Source organism: Paracoccus aeridis (assembly GCF_004923205.2).
Taxonomy (GTDB): domain Bacteria; phylum Pseudomonadota; class Alphaproteobacteria; order Rhodobacterales; family Rhodobacteraceae; genus Paracoccus; species Paracoccus aeridis.
The window spans coordinates 17649-36267 of record NZ_SELD02000037.1 but is presented as its reverse complement, the minus strand read 5'-3'; the positions used below and the strand labels follow the sequence as shown (position 1 = coordinate 36267).

The window sequence follows — 18619 nt, the reverse complement described above, 5'->3', positions numbered from 1 at the left end:
CCTTACATCCGCGCCGGCCGGTTGCCAAGGATGTGAGTTGCGCCGGGGCCAAGCGCCGCTCACATTGCCGGCATGATCCGACCGACCCTCGCAAGGCTGGCCGCGCTGGCGATTGCGGTCTGCGCAATCCTTCCGGCCGCTGCCCGTCCCGCGGCGGCCGAGGACGGCGGCGCGTTGGCGAGTGCATGGGCCGCGGCCGCGGCGAAGGACTGGGCCGGGGCGGATGCGCTGGCCGCGCGGTCGGGGCCGATCGCCGTGGACCTCGTCCTGTGGCAGCGGCTGCGGGCGGGGCAGGGAACCTGGCCCGAATACCGCGACTTCGCCGCCCGCAACCCCGACTGGCCCGGGATGGACCTGCTGCTGCAGCGCGGCGACGCGACGCTGCGCGACGGCCTGCCCGCGGCCGAGGTCATCGCCTGGTTCGGCGACCGCCGCCCCGACACGCTGCCCGCCGAACGCGCGCTGCTTGCCGCCCTGTCCGCGACCGACCGGGCCGCCGCCGATGCAGAGGCGGTGCGGTTCTGGACCGGGACGCCGCTGGACGCGGCGGGCATGGCCGCGTTCCTCGCGCCCCGCGCGGACCTGCTCGCGCCCCATCATCCGGCGCGGGTGGCGCGGCTGCTGGACCTCGGCGAATGGCAGGCGGCGGAGCTGATGGTGAAACCCGGGCCGGCGCCTGCGGCCGGCGGCCCGGCGGCGCCTGCGCTGGTCACCGGCCCCGACGCGGCCCTCGCCCGCGCGCGCATCGCGCTGCAGGCCGGGCGGCCAGGGGTCGACGACCTCATCAACGGCCTGCCGGACGCGCTCAGGGGCGACGCGGGGCTGGCGATGGACCGCTTCGACTTCCGGGTGAAGTCGAAGCAGACCGACCTTGCGCGCGCGTTGCTGCTGGAACGGTCCACCTCGGCCGAAAGCCTGCGCGACCCGGCCCGCTGGGCGCGGTTCCGGGTCGACCACGCGCGCGCGGCGCTGCGGGCGGGCGACTGGGCCCTGGCCGAGCGGCTGGCCACGCACCACCATCTCGCCGACAAGGACGGGGTCTATGCCGACCTCGAATGGCTCGCGGGCTACGCGGCGCTGCGGTCGGGTGCGCCCGACCGGGCGCTGGCGCGGTTCCAGCATCTGCAGGCCATCGTCGGCAGCCCGATCTCGCGCGCCCGCGCGCTCTACTGGCAGGGCCGCGCGATGGAGGCGGACGGCGACGCCCCCGGCGCCACCGCCGCCTATGCCGAGGCCGCCAGGCACCAGTCCGCCTTCTACGGCCAGCTCGCGGCCGAGAAGCTGGGCGTGCCGATGGACCCCGCGCTCGCCATCCCGGGCGCGGCGGTGGACAGCCTGCCCGACTGGCGCGGCGCCCCGATCCGAAACGACCGGGTCTGGCAGGCGGCGTTGTGGCTCATCGCTGCGGGCGATCCCGCGACGGCGCAGCGTTTCCTGCTGCACAAGGGCGAGACGGCGGAAGCCGAGGACATCGCCCGCATGGCGCGGCTTATGCTGGAACTGGGCCGGCCGTGGGACGGGCTCCGCCTCGCCAAGCAGGCGGCGGGCAAGGGCGGGGTGTTCCCGGCCGCCTATTATCCGCTGACGGGACTTGAAACGCACGAGCTCGGCCTGCCCGCCGAGCTGGTGCTGGCGATCGCGCGGCAGGAAAGCGAGTTCAACCACGCCGCCCGCAGCCATGTCGGCGCGCGCGGGCTGATGCAGGTCATGCCCGACACCGCCCGCGACATGGCCCGCCGCATCGGCGAGCCCTTCGAGCTTGCGCGGCTCACCGCCGACGCCGCCTACAACGCGCGGCTGGGGGCGGCTTACCTCGGCGGCCTGCGCGACCGCTTCGGGCCGTCGATCGCGCTGGTCGCGGCGGGCTACAACGCCGGGCCGGGGCGGTCGGCGCGGTGGCTGCGCGACTTCGGCGACCTGCGCGAGACCGGGGCGCATGGCGCCGATCCGGTGGACTGGGTCGAGATGATCCCCTTCGACGAGACCCGCAACTACGTCATGCGGGTGGGCGAGGCGCTGCCGATCTACCGCGCGCGCATCATGGGCAGGCCCGTGCCGCTGGTGCCGACCTGGGACCTGCGGGGCGGCGGCTTCAGGCCCGCGCCCGCGCTGTCGCCGCTGCGCTTGGCCGTGTCGGCGCGCCCGCCCGCGCGGCCGGCGAAGCCGGTCCCGCCCGCCGTCGAAGGCTACGGCGCGTCCCCCGCGGACCAGGCCGCGGCGCTCGGCTACCCCGACCGCGCGGCACCCGACCTCGCCGCCGCGCTGCGCGGGGCGCCGCCCGCGCTCAGCGGTCCGGCGCTGGCGTCGACCGGCGCTGCGCCCGCCACCAGGTGAACAGCCCCGCGGCGACCACGATCGTGCCGCCGGCCACGACGTTCAGCCCGACCCGTTCCCCGAACACCACCATCCCCACGATGCTGACCCAGACCAGCTGGGTGTAGGCGAAGGGCTGCAGGCTCGACGCTTCGGCCAGGTCGTAGGCGCGGATCAGCAGGAAATGCCCGGCGACGGCGGTCAGGCACAGGCAGGCCATCCAAGGCCAGTCGCGCATGGCCATCGGCTCCATCTGCGGAACGCCGACGATGGTGATGCCGATCGCGCCCGCGATCCCGGTCCAGAAGAAGCTGACCTGGGCGCTGTCGTCGCGTGCGACCAGCCGCGTCAGCAGGCCGTACACCGCGAACATCAGCGCCGCCGCCAGCGGCAGGACCGCCGACGGGCTGAACACGCCGCGCCCCGGCTGCAGGATGATGAGGATCCCCGCGAACCCCGCTGCGACCGCCGCCCAGCGGCGCCAGCCGATCCGCTCGCCCAGGATCGGCCCGGACAGCGCCACCACCAGCAGCGGATAGGCGGTGAAGAGCGCGTGCGTCCCGACAAGGCCCAGGCGGACGAAGGCGATCTGCATGACGACGACCTCGGCCGCCAGCAGAAGGCCGCGCGTGATCTGCACGAAGGGGCGGCGCGACCGCGAGGCGGCGGCGAGCCCGCCGGGCGCTCGCGCCGCGATCACCACCACGAAGGCGGCGAAGAACCAGTAGCGCAGCATGACGACGAAGTAGGTCGAGTAGTTCGACCCCAGGTGCCGCGACAACGCGTCCTGGACGGCGAAGATCAGGCTGGCCGCGCACATCAGGATGATGGCGCGGCCCTGCTGGTCGGCGATGAGTTGCGCCCCGTCCGTGGTGATCGCGGCGGCGGGCGTCAACGGCGTCGACGCGGCCAGCGCGGCGGGAACCGCCAGCGCCTCGGCCGGCGCGGGGGCGGTGACGGGTTCGGAAGGGGTGGGAGCGGTCATGGGGCGCGCCGGCTTGGGTCCGCCCGACCTCGGCCGCCGGCGGGGGGAAGTCAACCCCGGCGGGTGGGGATGGCGCCCCGAGCAGGACGAGGCCGGCAGGACGAGGCGGGCAGGACCGGCGGCGCAAGACCGCCGCAAGGTCCGGGTCGGGTCAGCCCTGCCGGATGGTCTTGGCGAACCCGTCGAACAGCTGCGCGTTGGCGCAGATGATGGCGCCGGAATCGACGGGGGACTGCCCCGGCTCAAGCGCCTCGACGAAGCCGCCCGCTTCCTTGACCAGCAGAATTCCCGCGGCCACGTCCCACGCCTTGATCCGGCGTTCCCAGTAGCCGTCGAAGCGGCCCGCCGCGACATAGGCCATGTCGAGCGCCGCCGATCCCCAGCGCCGCACGCCGGCCGTCTGCGGCATCAGCCGCGCGAGGTCCTGCAGCGTCGCCGGCAGCTCGCGCGCGCCGCCGAAGGGAACGCCGGTCGCGAAGATCGATTCGATCATGCTGCGCCGCCCCGACACCCGCAGGCGCGAGTTGTTCAGGAACGCGCCGTCGCCCTTTTCGGCGGTGAACATCTCGTCCTTGGCGGGGTCGAACACGACCGCGGCCACGATCTCGCCCTTGTGTTCCAGCCCGATGCTGACGGCCCAGTGCGGCAGGCCGTGGAGGAAGTTGGTAGTCCCGTCCAGCGGATCGACGATCCAGCGCCGGGTCGGATCCTCGCCGGGCTCCGCCCCGGTTTCCTCGCCCACCCAGCCGTAGTTCGGGCGCGCGCCGCGCAGCTCGTCCTTGATGATCGCCTCGGCCGCATGGTCGGCGCGGCTGACGAAGTCGCCCGCGCCCTTCACGCTGACCTGCAGGTTCTCGACCTCGCGGAAGTCCTTGACGAGGCTCCGGCCCGCCTTGCGCGCCGCGTTGATCATGATGTTGAGGTTGGCGCTGGCCATGGCGGGTCCTTTCGGTTGGGGCCGGAATAGGCGGAACCGGGCCGGAAGGGAAGCGGCGGGCGGGCGTGTCCTGCGGTCGTGAACGGCAGGCAGCGTGGCGGGCGGTCCGGAACACGGAGCTTGCTCTGCGGATCGAAGCCGTCACGCAGACAGGTCCGGCGGCGCGGCGGGCGGGTGCGTTGGTGCCGTCGCCGTTTCCAGCCGGGGCGCGGCCCGCAACGCGATCTCGCCGGCATCGTCTCGCATCTCGGGCGGGGGACCGGGGCCGAGATGCCCGCCGGGCCGAGGCTTGCGTGCACGTCGGGAAGGTGCCATTCGTGGCTGCCTTCCCGCCCGGTATCTCTGACGCTCAGATCTCGTCCCGGCTCACCTTCGCCATGATCGCGGCGGCGCCCGCGATCACGATGGCGTCCTCGACCAGCCCCGTGGAGGTCTGGCCGTGATCCTCCATCGCGGTGATGCGGGCGTACCAGCCGGGGTAGGACGCGGCCACCGCGGTCGTCGCGCCGATCGCGGCGCCCTTCCAGAACGCGCCGCGCGGGGCGAGCGAGCCGCAGGCGAAGCCGGCCATGATCATCCGCGCGGCAAGGCCGAGCGGCACGATCCGGTCGGGTGCGCTTTTCATCTTGTCGCCGCCGAGTTCCGCCAGCGCCAGCGCGACCGCGCCGGTGGCGATCGCGGGGTTGCGGAGGAAATCGGGGGCGGCGCGGTCGCGGGGCAGGTGGCCGCCGGCGGCGGCGACCGCGACCGCGGCGAGCGGGGTCATCGAGCGCTGGCCCCCGACGAGGCCCATGAGGATCGAGGCGAGCATGGCGGTCTCCGCTGGTGGGTTCGGCAGGGGAACGCGCGCGGCGGGTGGTCGGGTTCCGCGCCGTCCGGCCCGGAGCGCCCCGCCAGCCGTCAGCGCGTCGCAGCCGCCAGCAGGCCATAGCCGTCAGGACGCCGCAGCCGCCAATGTGCCAGCCGCCAACGAACCGCCGCCGTCAGCAGGCCGCAGCCGCCAACGAGCCGCAGCCCTCAGCGCGCCGCGCGCGCAAGCCGCAGCATGTCGGCCATGAAGGGGCGGGCGCGGTCCTGCTCGCGCATTGCCGCGTACAGGCGCCGCGTCACCGGCGGGTCGCCCAGCGGCATCGCCGTGACGGCGGGGTTCGCCGCCTCGCGTTCCACCACCCAGTCGGGCAGCACCGCCACGCCGCGCCCCGACGCGATCAGCAGGATCGCCACGTCGGTCAGCTCGATCTCGCGGATCGCGGCGGGGCTGACCCCGGCGGGGTCGAGGAAATGGCTGAACACGTCGAGCCGCGCCCGGTCCATCGGATAGGTGATGAGCGTTTCCGGCGCGAGGTCGGCGGGCTCGGCATGGTCGCGCCCGGCAAGCGCGTGGCCGGCAGGCACGACCAGCATGGGGCGATAGTCGAACAGCTCCTCGAACACGACGCCGGGCAGGTCCTCGGGGTCGGACGACACCACCAGGTCCGCGTCGCCCCGGACCAGCGCCGGCAGGGCGGTGAAGGCGAGGCCCGCGCGGATGTCGATGTCCACCTGCGGCCAGGCGCGGCGGAACGCGTCGAGCGCGGGAAGAAGCCAGTTGAAGCAGGCGTGGCACTCGATCGCGATGTGCATCCGCCCGCCGCGGGTGGCTGCCGGGCCGCGGAACTCTGCCTCGACCGTCTCGACCTGCGGCAGCACCGCCTGCGCGAGCCGCAGGAGCCGCATGCCCGCGGGCGACAGCCGCAGGGGCCGCGACTGGCGCAGGAACAGCGGCACGCCCGCCTGCGCCTCGAGCGCGCGGATCTGGTGGGACAGCGCCGACTGGGTGATGTTGAGGACCTCGGCGGCGCGGCCCAGGCCGCCCTTGTCGTGGATCGCGCGAATCGTCCGCAGGTGGCGCAGTTCAAGGTGCATGAGCGGCGTTCATGATGGAGTTGCGCGATATGAATTTGTCTCACGGGGCTGCCCGTGGCACAAGGGTCGCCTGAAAGGAACCGCCATGCCCGCCACCGCTCTGCCCGCCAGCGCCATGCCCGCCAGCACCATGCCCGCAAGCGCCATGCCCGCCACCGCTCTGGCCGCCACCGCCATGCCCGCCGCACCCACCCGCCCCGCCGTCAGCTTCGAGTTCTTCCCGCCGAAATCGCTCGACCAGTCGTTCCGGCTGTGGGACACGGCGCGCGCGCTGGCGCCGCTGGGACCGGACTTCGTGTCGGTGACCTACGGCGCGGGGGGCACCACCCGGCAGCTGACGCACGAGGCGGTCGTGGCGCTGTCCAACCACTATCACCTGAACGTGGCAGCCCACCTCACCTGCGTCGATGCGACCCGCGAGGAGACGATGCAGATCGTCGAGGATTACGCGAGCGCCGGCGTGCAGGAGATCGTGGCCCTGCGCGGCGACGCGCCCCAGGGGCAGGCGCAGTTCACGCCGCATCCGCTGGGCTTCGCCGATTCGGTGGAACTGATCGAGGCGATCGCGGCGCGCGGCGGCTTCACCATCCGCTGCGGCGCCTATCCCGAACCCCACCCCGACAGCCCCGACGGCGCCGCCGACGTGGCGTGGCTGAAGCGCAAGGTGGACGCGGGCGCCACGTCGGCGATCACGCAGTTCTTCTTCGACGCCGACACGTTCTTCCGCTTCCGCGACGCCTGCGCGAAAGCCGGGATCGCCGCGCCGATCATCCCGGGCATCCTGCCCATCCAGTCGTGGACGGGCGCGAAACGCTTCGCGGCGCGCTGCGGCACCTCGGTCCCGCAATGGGCCGAGGACGCCTTCGTCGCCGCCGGCAAGGCGGGCGAGCGGGCGCTGGCGACCGATCTTGCGGCCGGGCTCTGCCGCACGCTGATCGAGGGCGGCGTGGACCGGCTGCACTTCTACACGCTGAACCGGCCCGACCTCGTGGCCGATGTCTGCGCCGCGATCGGGGTCCGGGCGCCGGACGGGGCCGAGCAGGCGGTCGCCTGACCGGAGCGCGTCGAAGCGCCCGGCGGTGACGGCGCAGGCCCGGCCGCCGGCGACATCGCCGCCGACAGACGCAGCCCCGCGCCGGTCCGTCAGCTGCGGTGGATGCCGGTCCTCGCGGCGGCGGTCACGTTCTCAGTCGAAGCCCATCACCGTCAGCTGGCGCAGCTCGCCGAAGCCGTTGAAGCGGGTGTTGGTCACGACCGAATAGGCGCCCGCCCCGTGGAAGATGACGTAGTCACCTTCCTGGATGTCGTCGGGCAGCGACAATTCGCCCGGCAGCCGGTCCACCGAATCGCAGGTCGGGCCGAACACGACGCGGCCGTGGCCGTTCTCGCCGCGCAGCTTGCCCTCGGGCGTCAGCACCTCGAGCCGGTCGAGGTTGCCGATCACCGGAAGCTCGTTCATGCCGCCATAGACGCCGTCGTTCAGGAACACGCTCGTTCCGTCGCGGACCGCCTTGACGCGGGTGATGATGGCAAAGGCGTCGGCGCACAGCGCGCGCCCCGGCTCGCACACCAGGTCCGGGGCGTCGTCGCCGAAGGCTTCCTTCGCCGTGCGGCCGATCAGGTCGAAGATCGCGGGCAGGTCGGGTTCGACACCGTGGACGCGCCAGGACGGGAAGCCGCCGCCGACGTTCAGGCGCCTGGGGCGCACGCCCGCCATGTCCGCGATCTCGGCCGCGGTGCGGATGTACTGCTCCCACGCGGCCGGGTCGGTGCACTGGGTGCCGGGGTGGAACGTCAGCGAGGCGATGTAGCCTTTCCCCGCCACCTGCCGCAGCAGGTCGGCCGCGAGGTCCGGCGAGGCGCCGAACTTGGACCCGAAGTCATAGGCCGCGCCCAGCACCGGCAGCTTGAAGCGGGGCGAGATCTCGCAGTTCTCCGCCGGCACCTGCTCGAACAGCTTCTGAAGCTCGGTGTTGCTGTCGACCGACCACGCCTTGATCCCGGCCTTCACCGCGTGCGCGATCTCGGACCTGGACCGGACCGGGTTGTGGTAGTGCCGCGCCGCGGTCGGGTCCATGCGGCCGATCAGGTCGATCTCGTAGGGGGAGGCCACGTCGAAGCCCTTGATCCCGGCGGCGACGAGGTTCTGGATCACCGCCTCGTCCGGGTTCGACTTGACCGCATAGGTCACGAGGCCGGGAAAGCCGGCGAGGAACTGCTTCGCGCGCGCCTGCAGGATCGTGGGGGCGAACACCATGACCGGGTTTTCCGGCGCCAGCGCGCGAACGATCTCGGCGGGGTTTTCCCAGACGGTCTTCGCCTGATGGCCTTCGGTCAGTCCCATGCGTGGTCTTCCTTTGCGGGTGATCGGGTCCGGCTTGTCCGGGCGGTGCCGCGCGTCTGCCGCGGCGCTGCTGCGGGGTTCTTGGTCCAACGCAGGACCGCGCATATGGGATGCAGTCACAGCGATGGAAAGGGTGGAAATGCGCGGGCGCGGCGTTATTCTGCCGAGGGCGGCGGCAGATTGCCCGGCTGCGCGCCGAGTGCGGAAGGGGGGACGCCGCAGGATGACCGGAATGGACGATCTGGACCGCAGCATCATCGGCCAGCTGTCGCAGGATGCGCGCATGTCGGTGGCGGTCCTCGCGCGGCGGCTGAAGGTCGCGCGGTCCACCGTGCAGGCCCGGCTCGAGCGGCTGGAGACGACGGGCGCGATCGCCGGCTACACGCTTCGCGTGGGCGAGGCGGCGCGCCAGGGCCGTATCCGCGCGACGTGCCTGCTGACGATCGAGCCGCGGGCCCAGCCCTCCATCGTCTCGCGCCTGCGCGCCATGCCGGCGGTGGAGCGGGTCCATACCACCAGCGGCCGGGTGGACCTGCTGATCCAGCTGGGCTGCGCGTCCACCACGGAACTCGACGGCGCACTGGACGCGATCGGCGCGCTGCCCGGGGTGCGGACCTCGGAAAGCCTGGTGCATCTGGCCACCCGCTTCGACAGGGCGGTCTGAGGTCCGGCGCAGCGCCCCGTGGGCGCAAGCCTCACCGGTGGCGCGATCATGACCGCGATCATGCCCACGGATGCAGCGCCGCCGAACTCAGTCTCGGTGCGTCCGCCGCGACCGGCATGACGCGGCCCTGAAGATGGCCTGCCCGCGACCGGGCAGGGGGCGTCCGGCAGGGTCAGCGGCGCGGGTTCAGCCCGCCGCTTCGCCCGCGAACGCGCGCTCCAGCGCGGCGATGTCCAGCTTGATCATCCCCAGCATCGCCTGGGCCGCGCGGCGGGCGGCGGCGCGGTCGGGGCTGCGCATCATCTCGTTCAGGCGCCGCGGCGTGATCTGCCAGCAGACGCCGTAGCGGTCGCGCAGCCAGCCGCATTGCTCGGCCCCGCCGCCCTCGACCAGCGCGTCCCACAGGCGGTCGATCTCGTCCTGCGTGTCGCATTCGATCATCAGCGATATGGCGTGGTTGAAGGGTTCCAGCGGACCCGCCGACATCGCCCCGACGCGCTGGCCCGCGATGGTGAAATCCACCACCGTGACGCTGCCCTCGGGGCCGGACGGCGTGTCGGCGGGCATCGCCGTGACGTGGTCGATGCGACTGTCGGGAATGATCGAGACGTAGAAGCGCGCGGCCTCCTCGGCCTCGTCGGTGTACCACATCTGCGGGATCAGGCGGGTGGTCATGCCGGTTCTCCTTCGATTCGCGCCGGGTCGGGCGCGGCATTTGTCGGGGTATCGGTCGGCGCATCGGTCGGCGCATCGGTCGGGGGGCGTTCCAGGCGGAAGAGGTCCACGAACCCCTGTCCCCGCGCAGGATCGCCCGTGAAGGACACCCGGCCATCCGCCGCCGAGCGGGCGAGGGGCGCGGGCCCGTAGATCACGACCGCCATGTCGTTGGGGGCGCCCGCGAAGACCATCTCGCCGTCCGGCGCGTCGCTGCGGCGGATCCGCAGCCGCCCCGAGCACGCGGTGAGCGCGAAGATCTCGCCGCCCAGGTCGAAGCCGGCCGTGAAGCGGCCCGGTTGCGGGCGGATCATCGATTCCATCGACAGCACCAGCGCGGTCGGGCTGATCGGCAGGGTGTGGTCGTGCCCCGGCATCCCCGCGCCCCAGCGGCAGAGCGCCAGCAGGATCGGGCGCAGCGCGGCGCCATGCGGGGTCAGGTCATAGGCCGGCGCGCTTGCCGGCGCGGGCAGGGCGCGGCGGGCGACGATCCCGGCGGCCTCCAGCTCCTCCAGCCGCCGCGTCAGGATGTTGCTGGCCACGCCCGGCACGCCCGCGCGGATCGCGCCGAAGCGTTTGGGCCCCAGCATCAGCTCGCGGATGACCAGAAGCGCCCAGCGGTCGCCGATGACGTCGAGCGCGTGGGCGGCGATGCAGCCTTCGCCATAGGACCTGCGGGTTTCTGCCAAGCGGAGCCTCCTTTCTGGCCTAATGTAACTTTCCAGTTGCTTTTCGCAACCAAGACCGGCAGCCTGAGTCCTATCGAGGCTGCTGCAACCACATTCAAGGGACGCATCATGACCTACTTCACCGGATCGGTGACCCCTGTGCCGAAAGAGAACAGGGACGGCTATCTGCAGAGCCTGCGGCGCACCTGGCCGCTGATGCAGGCGCGCGGCGCCCTCCGCATGGTCGAGACGTGGAGCGAGGACGTCCAGCCCGGCAAGCGCACCGACTTCCTGCGCGCCGTGCAGGCGCAGGACGGCGAGGCGGTCGGCTTCGCCTGGATCGAGTGGCCCGACAAGGCGACCTCGGACGCGGCCTGGGCCGACATCATGCAGAACCCCGACGAGATGTCGCAGGCAATGGGACAGGCGACGTTCGACGGCAGGCGGATGATCTTCGGCGGCTTCCAGTCGTTCATCACCGACGGCACCGACAGGGGCGGCTACTATACCGGCTTCCTCACCCCGGTGCCCGAGGGCAACAAGGAAGCGTTCGGCAGGATGGCGAAGTCGGCGTGGGAGGAGGAGTTCCAGCCCCGCGGCTGCCTGGGCAACTACGAAAGCTGGGGCGACGACGTGCCGCGCGGCAAGCTGACCGACATGTACCGCGCGGTCGATGCCAGGGACGGCGAGGTGGTCGTCATGTCGTGGTCGGCCTGGCCCGACCGCGCCACCGCCGAGGAGGCATGGCGCGGGATGGCGGCCGGCATGGAGGCGGGGCAGGACATGCCCGACATGCCTTTCGACGGAAAGCGCATGATCTGGGCAGGGTTCGAGCCGCTGTTCGACAGCGAAACCGACGGGCGCGACGCGACCCCCGCCGCGACCCGTGCCGCGACCCCTGCCGCCACACACGACCCCAGCGGTCGGGGCTGATCTTGTCCTTCGCGCCCTATCTGTCGTTTCAGGGCAACGCCGCGGAGGCGTTCGCGACCTATGCCTCGATCTTCGGCGGCACGCCGCAAGTGATGACGTTCTCGGAGGTGCCGGACGGGGGGCCCCCGGGCCTGCCGGACGCGCAGCGGGACTGGGCGATCCACGTCTCTCTGCAGACGGACGAGGACGGGCTGCTGATGGCGTCGGACATGCCGCCGCAGTTCGGGGGCGTGCCGCAGGCCGGGGTTTGGGTCTCGGTGACGCGCCCGGACGAGGCGGCGGCGCGCGCGCTCTACCAGCGCCTCGCCGAGGCGGGGGAGGAAACGATGCCGTTCGGCCCGACCTTCTTCGCCAGCGGCTACGGCATGTGCCGCGACCGCTTCGGCACGCACTGGATGGTCAGCGTCGGCTGACCGCCCCTCCGTTCCAGGGGCAGCCGGTCGCGGCCGCCCCATTCAGGGAGCGAAGGCTCGACGATGGACGCCGCGTTCATGCCGGTTAGATAGAGGTGCCGGGGTCGCCCGCACCGCCGTCGCCCACGACCGGCAGGGTGCGAGTTCGCCGTGGTTGGCGCCGGGCGCCGAGCCCCGCCCCCCGCATCATCGAAAGGAAGCACTGCCATGGCACTCGTCCTTTACGGCCACCCGCTTTCGTCCTTTACCCACAAGGTGCTCGTGGCCTTCTACGACCTCGGCACCCCGTTCGAGTTCCGGCTACTCGACCCCACGCAGGCGGGCGACCGTGACCTGATCGCCGGGCTGACCCCGCTGGGCAAGTTCCCGGCGCTCCGCGACGCGGACGCGGACGTGACGGTGGCGGAATCCTCGGTCATCATCGGCTACCTCGACGCGCTCGCGGGCGGGGGGCGGCTTGTGCCGCGGGACGCCGCGGCGGCGCGCGACGTCATGGCCTGGGACCGCGTCTTCGACATGCACGTGCAGGGGCCGATGCAGTCCATCGTCGATGCGCGGCTGTTCATGGACAAGGCGGCAGAGCCGGGCGTCACGGCCCACGCGCGCGGCCAGCTGGACCGGGCCTACAGCGCGATCGAGGTGCGGCTTCAGGCCACGGGGGACGACTGGATCGCGGGCGACTTCAGCATGGCCGACTGCGCCGCGCTGCCCGCGCTGTTCTACGCGGGCATCCTGCACCCCTTTGCGGACCACCCCCGGCTTTCCGCCTGGTTCGAGCGCCTGATCGCCCGGCCCTCGGCGGCCCGGGTGCTGGACGAGGCGCGGCCGTGGTTCGACCTGTTCCCGTTCCGCGACATGCTGCCCGCGCGGTTCCTGTGATCCATCCCCGAAGCCCTTCCCCGAAGCCGATAACCGAGGCGGAGCGATCCCATGCTGACCATCACCACCTACGACTGGGTGCCCGAGTTCCCGCGCGGCTACGTCCGCGACATCCGCGCGCGCTGGGCCTGCGAGGAGGCGGGGCTGCCCTACGCCATCGACACCGTGCCGCTGATGCCCAGGTCCGACGAACATTTCGCGCGCCAGCCCTTCGGGCAGGTGCCGATGCTGGCCGACGGCGACGTGACGCTGTTCGAAAGCGGCGCGATCCTGCTGCATCTGGGCGACAAGTCCGAAACGCTGATGCCGCGCGATCCGAAGGGCCGGGCCGAGGTGCTGCAATGGACCCTGTCGGCGCTGAACTCGCTCGAGATGTGGACGATGCCGTGGCAGATGGCCAAGGTCTTCCGCAAGGACGAGACGGCCGCGCGCGAGGCGGGCAGGATCATGCACCAGCGCCTCGGCCAGCTTGAAACGGCGATGGCGGGGCGCGAGTTCATCGCCGCCGGGCGGTTTTCCATCGCGGACATCCTGGTGGCGGACGTGCTGCGGATCGTGCGCGACGAAGGCGGGCTGGACGAGCATCCGGGGCTCATGGCCTATCTGGACCGCATGCTCGCACGCCCCGCGTTCAGGAAGGTCCACCAGGAACAGGTGGCGCAGTTCGAAGCCGCGACCCCGCCGAAGGACGCCGACAGGTTGCGGCCCGGCGCGGACGGCGTCGAGAAGACGGATGAACAGGACGCGGCGACATGAGCGGCCGCGTCTGCGCGCAGGTCGTCTGCGCGGACCTCGACCGCAGCGTCGGCTGTTCACGCGCGTCTTCGACCATCGCCCGATGAACGGGTGGCCGAACCGGACGCGGGCGGCAGGTTGCAACCGTTCCGCGAGGCCGCGCGGGCCCACCACCCGACGCCCACGCTGAACGTGAACGATCAGCGCGCGCAGCCGCGCGGCGTGACGGGGCGGAGCCGAGACCGGGCACGGTGGAACCCGTGCCCCGCCGCGCCCCTCGCCCGGCTGTCCGGTCCGCGCGGCAGGCGGATCGTGCCGGCGCAGCCCGGCCGCGTCCGACCGCGGGACCCGCCGCCCCCTTGGCCCACCCCCCGCAGCCGGTTAAGTGGGGGGCGACGCCCAAGGGATGACGCAGATGAGCATGGACAAGACCTTCGACGCCGCCTCGGCCGAGGCGCGGATCGCCGCCGCGTGGGAGGCTGCGGACGCATTCGCCGCCGGCGCCAACGCCCGCGCCGGCGCGCCCGCGTTCTCGATCGTGATCCCGCCGCCGAACGTCACGGGCTCGCTGCATATCGGCCACGCGCTCAACAACACGCTGCAAGACATCCTGGTGCGCTGGCACCGGATGCAGGGGCACGACGTGCTGTGGCAGCCGGGGCAGGACCATGCGGGCATCGCCACGCAGATGGTCGTGGAACGCAAGCTGGCGGCCGAGGGCAAGCCGCCCCGCCGCGAATGGGACCGCAAGGATTTCACCGACGAGATCTGGAAGTGGAAGCAGGAATCCGGCGGCACCATCATGGGGCAGCTGAAGCGGCTGGGCGCCTCGCTCGACTGGTCGCGCAACGCCTTCACCATGTCGGGCGCGCCCGGATCGCCCCCGGGCGAGGAGGGCAACTTCCACGACGCCGTGATCCGCGTCTTCGTGGACATGTACGACAAGGGCCTGATCTACCGCGGCAAGCGGCTGGTGAACTGGGACCCGCATTTCGAGACCGCGATCTCGGACCTGGAGGTCGAGAACCGCGAGGTTCCCGGTCACATGTGGCACTTCAAGTATCCGCTCGCGGTCAATCCCGATACCGGCGAGCGCGAGACCTACGACTACGTCGAACGCGACGCCGACGGGAACGTCACCCTGCGCGAGACGCGGGACTACATCTCGATCGCGACCACCCGGCCGGAAACGATGCTGGGCGACGGCGCGGTGGCGGTGCATCCCTCGGACGCGCGCTACGCGCCCATCGTCGGCAAGCTATGCGAGATCCCGGTCGGCCCGAAGGAACACCGCCGCCTGATCCCCATCATCGCCGACGAATACCCCGACCCGGACTTCGGGTCCGGCGCGGTCAAGATCACCGGCGCGCACGACTTCAACGACTACGGCGTCGCCCAGCGCAACGGGATCCCGCTGTACACGCTGCTGGACAGCAAGGGCGCGATGCGCTCGGACGGGCTGTCCTCCGAGGAAAGCGCGCGCCTTGCAGGCGAGATCGCCCGCGGCGAGCGCGAGCCCGGCGACGTGGGCCAGATCAACCTGGTCCCCGACGACATGCGCGGCCTCGACCGCTACGAGGCGAGGAAGCGCGTCGTCGCCGACATCACCGCCGAGCGGCTGGCGGTGACGTATCTCCACAAGGAAATCGACAGGGAAACCGGCGCCGAGCACCTGGAACTGCGCCCGCTGGTGGACGCCAAGCCGATCATGCAGCCCTTCGGCGACCGCTCGGGCGTGGTGATCGAGCCGATGCTGACCGACCAGTGGTTCGTGGACACCCCGAAAATCGTCCAGCCCGCCATCGACGCGGTGCGCGACGGCCGCACCCGGATCATGCCCGAGCAGCACGAGAAGGTCTATTTCCACTGGCTCGAGAACATCGAGCCCTGGACGATCTCGCGCCAGCTGTGGTGGGGGCACCAGATCCCGGTGTGGTATGACGAGGACGGCAACCAGTTCTGTGCCGTCTCCGAAGCCGAGGCGCAGGCGCTGGCGCCCGGACGGACGCTCACCCGCGATCCCGACGTCCTCGACACCTGGTTCTCGTCGGGCCTCTGGCCCATAGGCACCCTCGGCTGGCCCGAGGACACGCCGGAACTGCGCCGCTACTTCCCGACCGACACGCTGGTGACCGGCTTCGACATCATCTTCTTCTGGGTCGCCCGGATGATGATGATGCAGCTGGCCGTGGTGGGCGAGGTGCCGTTCCGGAACGTCTATGTCCACGGCCTCGTCCGCGACGAGAAGGGCGCGAAGATGTCGAAGTCCAAGGGCAACGTCATCGACCCGCTGGACCTCATCGACCAGTTCGGCGCCGACCCCCTGCGCTTCACGCTGACCAGCATGGCCGCGATGGGGCGCGACCCGAAGCTGGGGCCGAAGCACGTCGAGGCGAACCGCAACTTCGTCACCAAGATCTGGAACGCGACCCGGTTCGCCGAGATGAACGGGGTATTCGCGGCTCCCGCCCCCGGGCAGGCAGGGGTCCGGCCGCAGCCGCAGCACACCGTGAACCGCTGGATCATGGGCGAGACGGCGCGCGCCCGCCTCGCGCTGGACGAGGCGCTGGCTGCATACCGCTTCAACGACGCGGCGCAGGGGATGTACGGCTTCGTCTGGGGCAAGCTCTGCGACTGGTATGTCGAGTTCGCGAAGCCCCTGTTCGACGGCGAGCATGCCGGGGAAACCCGCGCCACGATGGCCTGGGTCATCGAGCAGGCGATCACGATGCTGCACCCGATCATGCCCTTCGTCACCGAGGAGATCTGGGCGCTCACCGGCGAGCGGGACAAGATGCTCGTCCACGGCGACTGGCCCGGATACGGGGCGGAGCTGATCGACGAGCACGCCGACCGGCAGATGAATTGGGTGATCGGCCTGATCGAGGGCGTCCGTTCGGCCCGCGCGCAGATGGGCGTGCCGGCGGGGGCGAAGCTGGACTTGGTCGTGGTGCAGGCGGACGACGCGGCCCGCGCGGCGCTGGCCGCGAACGGCCCGCTGGTCGAGCGGCTGGCGCGGGTGAACCCCGCGCGCGACGGCGAGGCAGGGCGCGGCATGATCTCGGTCGCGGCGCCCGGCGCATCCTTCGCGCTGCCGATCGGCGACGTGATCGACGCGGCGGCCGAGACGACGCGGCTGGAAAAGGCGCTGGCCAGGACCGAAAAGGACGCCTCCGGGTTGCGGGGGCGGCTGTCCAACCCCAAGTTCGCCCGGAACGCCGATCCCGAGGTGATCGAGGAGACGCGCGCCAAGCTGGCCGAGCTGGACGAGGATGCCGCCCGCACCCGGGGCGCGCTGGAGCAGTTGCGGTCGCTCTGAAAGGGGACGCATGCACTGGTTCGAACGCATCGCGCTGCGGCGCATCGACGACGCCGCCGCCAACGGCCAGCTGCGCGGCCTCAAGGGCGAGGGCAAGCCCCTCGACCCCGTGCGCCTGCGCGAATCGGCCGACGACGTGCTGCACCGGATGATGGCCGACGGCGGCTTCCTTCCGCCCGAGATCCAGCTGGCCAAGGACGTGGCCGCCAAGCGCGCCGTGCTGGACCAGATCGAGGACGAGGGCGAGCGGACGAAGCTGCGCAAGCAGATCGCGCTGATGGAGCTGAAGCGCGCGATGGCTGCCGAGCAGCGCAGCCGGTCCATGCGGGGCTGACGCGCGCACTTGCCGGCGCCGCGCCTGCCCGCCATCGTGGCAGAGACGTCTGTGCCGAAGGATGCGCCGATGAAAACCCTGCTTCTCGCCTGCCTGGCCCTGCTTGCCGCCACGCAGGCCCACGCGCGTCCCGTGTCCTGTTCCCTCGACGTCGCCGGCCGCGCGGTGTTCGCGGGCGGCGACTGCGACTTCAGCGCACACGGCAGGGACGGCAGCTTCCAGCTGACCGCGCCTCGGGGCGACTATTTCGTCCAGGTGAACATGGACGCGCCCGGCGTGGCCAAGGGCTACTGGAACGGGTGGGGCCGGGGCAGCCACGCGCATGACGACCTCGGCACCCTGACCCGCGACAGGGCAGACCCGGCCTGCTGGTCGAACGACGCCGCGCGGGTCTGCGCGCGGTAGCGGGCCCGGCGGCCCCGGTCAGCCCAGCCGGAACCCGTCGGGGATCCGGTCCTCGCCCGTCAGGACCAGGTCGGCCATGATGGCGCCGATCGCGGGTGCCATGCCGAAGCCGATCTTGAACCCGCCATTCGCGACGAAATGGCCGGGCCGCCCGGGCCAGCCGCCCAGCAGCGGCGCGCGGCTTTGCGCGCGCGGCCGCACCCCGGCCCAGCGGTCGATCACGGGGGCGTCCGCCAGCGCCGGGCAGATGTCCCGCGCCCGCGCGACCAGCGCGTCCAGCTGCGCGTCGGTGGCGCAGCCGTCCGCGAAGTCCCGCTCGGACGTGGAGCCGATGGCGACCGTGCCGTCCCCGTGCGGGACGATGTGCAGCCCGCCCGCGAAGACCTGCGCCGCCCCTGGCGCGGCAAGCGGGACGAGCGCCGCCTGCCCCTTGACGCCGTTGCCGACCGCCCGCCCCAGGTCGCGCGACAGGTCGGCAAGCCCCGGCGCGCCCGTCGCCCAGATCACCGGGCCGCCCGGCGCATCGGGCGACTGCGGCCCCGCGTCCTCCTCGACCGATCCGCCCGCGGCGCGGATCGCAGCGGCCAGCGCCGCGCAGGCCGCGCGCGGCGCGATCCGCGCGGCCAGGCTGTCGTGCAGGTAAAGGCCTTTCGGGGCGGGGCAGGGCAGGGCGCCGGGATCGTCCGTCACGGCCATCGCGAACGGCGCGGGCCAGTTCCGCGCCGCCGCCTCGACCCGCATCCGCGCCGCCGCCACCTGCGCGTCGTCGCCGAGCGGCTGCACCCGTCCCGTGCGCGCGTAGCCCGGATCGACGCCGCCCGCCGCGCGCACCCCGGCCCACCAGCCCTCGGCCGCGACCAGCGCGTCCAGTTGCACCTGCTTCTTGGCGTTCCAGTTCTCGGGCGCGTGCGGGGCGAGCGCGCCCACGGTGCCGCTGCTGGACCCCGCGCCGACGCGGGCCGCCTCGATCACCCGCACCGCCGCGCCGCGCCGCGCGAGTTCCCAGGCGCAGGCCAGCCCGACGACACCCGCGCCCACCACCATGATGTGTCTTGCCATCGCCCCCGGCCC

Annotated in this window: 18 protein-coding genes; 10 read left to right on the top strand and 8 right to left on the bottom strand. The window is 72.3% G+C overall.

Annotation, left to right across the window (positions count from 1 at the left end):
• Positions 1-72 precede the first annotated feature (72 nt).
• Entirely contained in the window at positions 73-2334 is a 2262-nt protein-coding gene (locus ELI80_RS11480; RefSeq protein ID WP_136652060.1) for a lytic transglycosylase domain-containing protein, read from the top strand.
• Here the strand turns inward: ELI80_RS11480 and ELI80_RS11475 are convergent.
• The 4 genes from ELI80_RS11475 to ELI80_RS11460 form a co-directional block, all read right to left on the bottom strand.
• On the bottom strand, positions 2285-3166 hold the full coding sequence (locus ELI80_RS11475) for a DMT family transporter (protein ID WP_438943070.1): 882 nt from the start codon (positions 3164-3166) through the stop codon (positions 2285-2287). The genes ELI80_RS11480 and ELI80_RS11475 overlap by 50 nt on opposite strands.
• A 283-nt stretch (positions 3167-3449) precedes the next feature.
• Positions 3450-4235: an inositol monophosphatase family protein gene (locus ELI80_RS11470; RefSeq protein ID WP_136652058.1), complete on the bottom strand. Its 786-nt coding sequence runs from the start codon at positions 4233-4235 to the stop codon at positions 3450-3452.
• Between the two features lie 349 nt (positions 4236-4584).
• On the bottom strand, positions 4585-5046 hold the full coding sequence (locus ELI80_RS11465) for a DUF4126 domain-containing protein (protein ID WP_136652057.1): 462 nt from the start codon (positions 5044-5046) through the stop codon (positions 4585-4587).
• A gap of 206 nt (positions 5047-5252) precedes the next feature.
• A complete protein-coding gene (locus ELI80_RS11460) occupies positions 5253-6140 on the bottom strand; it encodes a LysR family transcriptional regulator (RefSeq protein ID WP_136652056.1) in 888 nt (295 codons plus the stop codon).
• Between the two features lie 175 nt (positions 6141-6315).
• Between ELI80_RS11460 and metF the strand changes: the two genes are divergently transcribed.
• Positions 6316-7194 (top strand): methylenetetrahydrofolate reductase [NAD(P)H], encoded by an 879-nt coding sequence (gene metF / locus ELI80_RS11455; RefSeq protein WP_136652177.1) that lies wholly within the window; start codon positions 6316-6318, stop codon positions 7192-7194.
• Between the two features lie 132 nt (positions 7195-7326).
• Here metF and ELI80_RS11450 read toward each other — a convergent pair whose 3' ends face one another.
• A complete protein-coding gene (locus tag ELI80_RS11450) occupies positions 7327-8484 on the bottom strand; it encodes a type III PLP-dependent enzyme (protein WP_136652055.1) in 1158 nt (385 codons plus the stop codon).
• 232 nt (positions 8485-8716) lie between these two features.
• Here ELI80_RS11450 and ELI80_RS11445 point away from each other — a divergent pair, with 232 nt between their 5' ends.
• On the top strand, positions 8717-9148 hold the full coding sequence (locus tag ELI80_RS11445) for an Lrp/AsnC family transcriptional regulator (protein WP_136652176.1): 432 nt from the start codon (positions 8717-8719) through the stop codon (positions 9146-9148).
• Positions 9149-9334: 186 nt separating this feature from the next.
• Here ELI80_RS11445 and ELI80_RS11440 read toward each other — a convergent pair whose 3' ends face one another.
• Positions 9335-9823, bottom strand: a complete 489-nt coding sequence (locus tag ELI80_RS11440) for a VOC family protein (protein WP_136652054.1) — start codon at positions 9821-9823, stop codon at positions 9335-9337.
• Positions 9820-10551 carry a winged helix-turn-helix transcriptional regulator gene (locus ELI80_RS11435; protein WP_136652053.1) on the bottom strand — a complete coding sequence of 244 codons (732 nt, stop codon included), beginning with the start codon at positions 10549-10551 and terminating at the stop codon, positions 9820-9822. Before ELI80_RS11435 ends, ELI80_RS11440 begins: the two co-directional genes overlap by 4 nt.
• Before the next feature lie 108 nt (positions 10552-10659).
• Here ELI80_RS11435 and ELI80_RS11430 point away from each other — a divergent pair, with 108 nt between their 5' ends.
• The 7 genes from ELI80_RS11430 to ELI80_RS11400 all read left to right on the top strand — a co-directional run bounded on the left by ELI80_RS11430 (position 10660) and on the right by ELI80_RS11400 (position 17548).
• Entirely contained in the window at positions 10660-11463 is an 804-nt protein-coding gene (locus ELI80_RS11430) for a DUF1428 domain-containing protein (RefSeq protein WP_136652052.1), read from the top strand.
• A 2-nt stretch (positions 11464-11465) separates the two neighbouring features.
• The gene (locus tag ELI80_RS11425; protein ID WP_201740623.1) at positions 11466-11876 is read left to right on the top strand and encodes a VOC family protein; all 411 of its coding nucleotides are present in this window, start codon (positions 11466-11468) and stop codon (positions 11874-11876) included.
• Between the two features lie 207 nt (positions 11877-12083).
• Positions 12084-12755, top strand: coding sequence for a glutathione S-transferase family protein (locus ELI80_RS11420; protein ID WP_136652050.1), 672 nt, complete (start codon positions 12084-12086; stop codon positions 12753-12755).
• A 51-nt stretch (positions 12756-12806) separates the two neighbouring features.
• Positions 12807-13511 (top strand): glutathione S-transferase family protein, encoded by a 705-nt coding sequence (locus tag ELI80_RS11415; protein ID WP_136652049.1) that lies wholly within the window; start codon positions 12807-12809, stop codon positions 13509-13511.
• 394 nt (positions 13512-13905) lie between these two features.
• Entirely contained in the window at positions 13906-16809 is a 2904-nt protein-coding gene (locus tag ELI80_RS11410) for a valine--tRNA ligase (protein WP_136652048.1), read from the top strand.
• 10 nt (positions 16810-16819) lie between these two features.
• A complete protein-coding gene (locus tag ELI80_RS11405) occupies positions 16820-17143 on the top strand; it encodes a DnaJ family domain-containing protein (RefSeq protein WP_161596461.1) in 324 nt (107 codons plus the stop codon).
• A gap of 69 nt (positions 17144-17212) precedes the next feature.
• A complete protein-coding gene (locus ELI80_RS11400) occupies positions 17213-17548 on the top strand; it encodes a hypothetical protein (RefSeq protein WP_136652046.1) in 336 nt (111 codons plus the stop codon).
• A gap of 18 nt (positions 17549-17566) precedes the next feature.
• Here the strand turns inward: ELI80_RS11400 and ELI80_RS11395 are convergent, their stop codons facing one another.
• Positions 17567-18607, bottom strand: a complete 1041-nt coding sequence (locus tag ELI80_RS11395) for an NAD(P)/FAD-dependent oxidoreductase (RefSeq protein ID WP_136652045.1) — start codon at positions 18605-18607, stop codon at positions 17567-17569.
• Positions 18608-18619 lie beyond the last annotated feature (12 nt).

What these genes read in the sequence shown, in the direction of transcription:
- metF (WP_136652177.1), top strand. Translation starts at nt 6,316, where the DNA reads ATGCCCGCCGCACCCACCCGCCCCGCCGTCAGCTTCGAGTTCTTCCCG.
- ELI80_RS11400 (WP_136652046.1), top strand. Translation starts at nt 17,213, where the DNA reads ATGAAAACCCTGCTTCTCGCCTGCCTGGCCCTGCTTGCCGCCACGCAG.
- ELI80_RS11445 (WP_136652176.1), top strand. Translation starts at nt 8,717, where the DNA reads ATGGACGATCTGGACCGCAGCATCATCGGCCAGCTGTCGCAGGATGCG.
- ELI80_RS11465 (WP_136652057.1), bottom strand. Translation starts at nt 5,046, where the DNA reads ATGCTCGCCTCGATCCTCATGGGCCTCGTCGGGGGCCAGCGCTCGATG.
- ELI80_RS11420 (WP_136652050.1), top strand. Translation starts at nt 12,084, where the DNA reads ATGGCACTCGTCCTTTACGGCCACCCGCTTTCGTCCTTTACCCACAAG.
- ELI80_RS11430 (WP_136652052.1), top strand. Translation starts at nt 10,660, where the DNA reads ATGACCTACTTCACCGGATCGGTGACCCCTGTGCCGAAAGAGAACAGG.
- ELI80_RS11470 (WP_136652058.1), bottom strand. Translation starts at nt 4,235, where the DNA reads ATGGCCAGCGCCAACCTCAACATCATGATCAACGCGGCGCGCAAGGCG.
- ELI80_RS11415 (WP_136652049.1), top strand. Translation starts at nt 12,807, where the DNA reads ATGCTGACCATCACCACCTACGACTGGGTGCCCGAGTTCCCGCGCGGC.
- ELI80_RS11480 (WP_136652060.1), top strand. Translation starts at nt 73, where the DNA reads ATGATCCGACCGACCCTCGCAAGGCTGGCCGCGCTGGCGATTGCGGTC.
- ELI80_RS11460 (WP_136652056.1), bottom strand. Translation starts at nt 6,140, where the DNA reads ATGCACCTTGAACTGCGCCACCTGCGGACGATTCGCGCGATCCACGAC.
- ELI80_RS11440 (WP_136652054.1), bottom strand. Translation starts at nt 9,823, where the DNA reads ATGACCACCCGCCTGATCCCGCAGATGTGGTACACCGACGAGGCCGAG.
- ELI80_RS11405 (WP_161596461.1), top strand. Translation starts at nt 16,820, where the DNA reads ATGCACTGGTTCGAACGCATCGCGCTGCGGCGCATCGACGACGCCGCC.
- ELI80_RS11450 (WP_136652055.1), bottom strand. Translation starts at nt 8,484, where the DNA reads ATGGGACTGACCGAAGGCCATCAGGCGAAGACCGTCTGGGAAAACCCC.
- ELI80_RS11410 (WP_136652048.1), top strand. Translation starts at nt 13,906, where the DNA reads ATGAGCATGGACAAGACCTTCGACGCCGCCTCGGCCGAGGCGCGGATC.
- ELI80_RS11395 (WP_136652045.1), bottom strand. Translation starts at nt 18,607, where the DNA reads ATGGCAAGACACATCATGGTGGTGGGCGCGGGTGTCGTCGGGCTGGCC.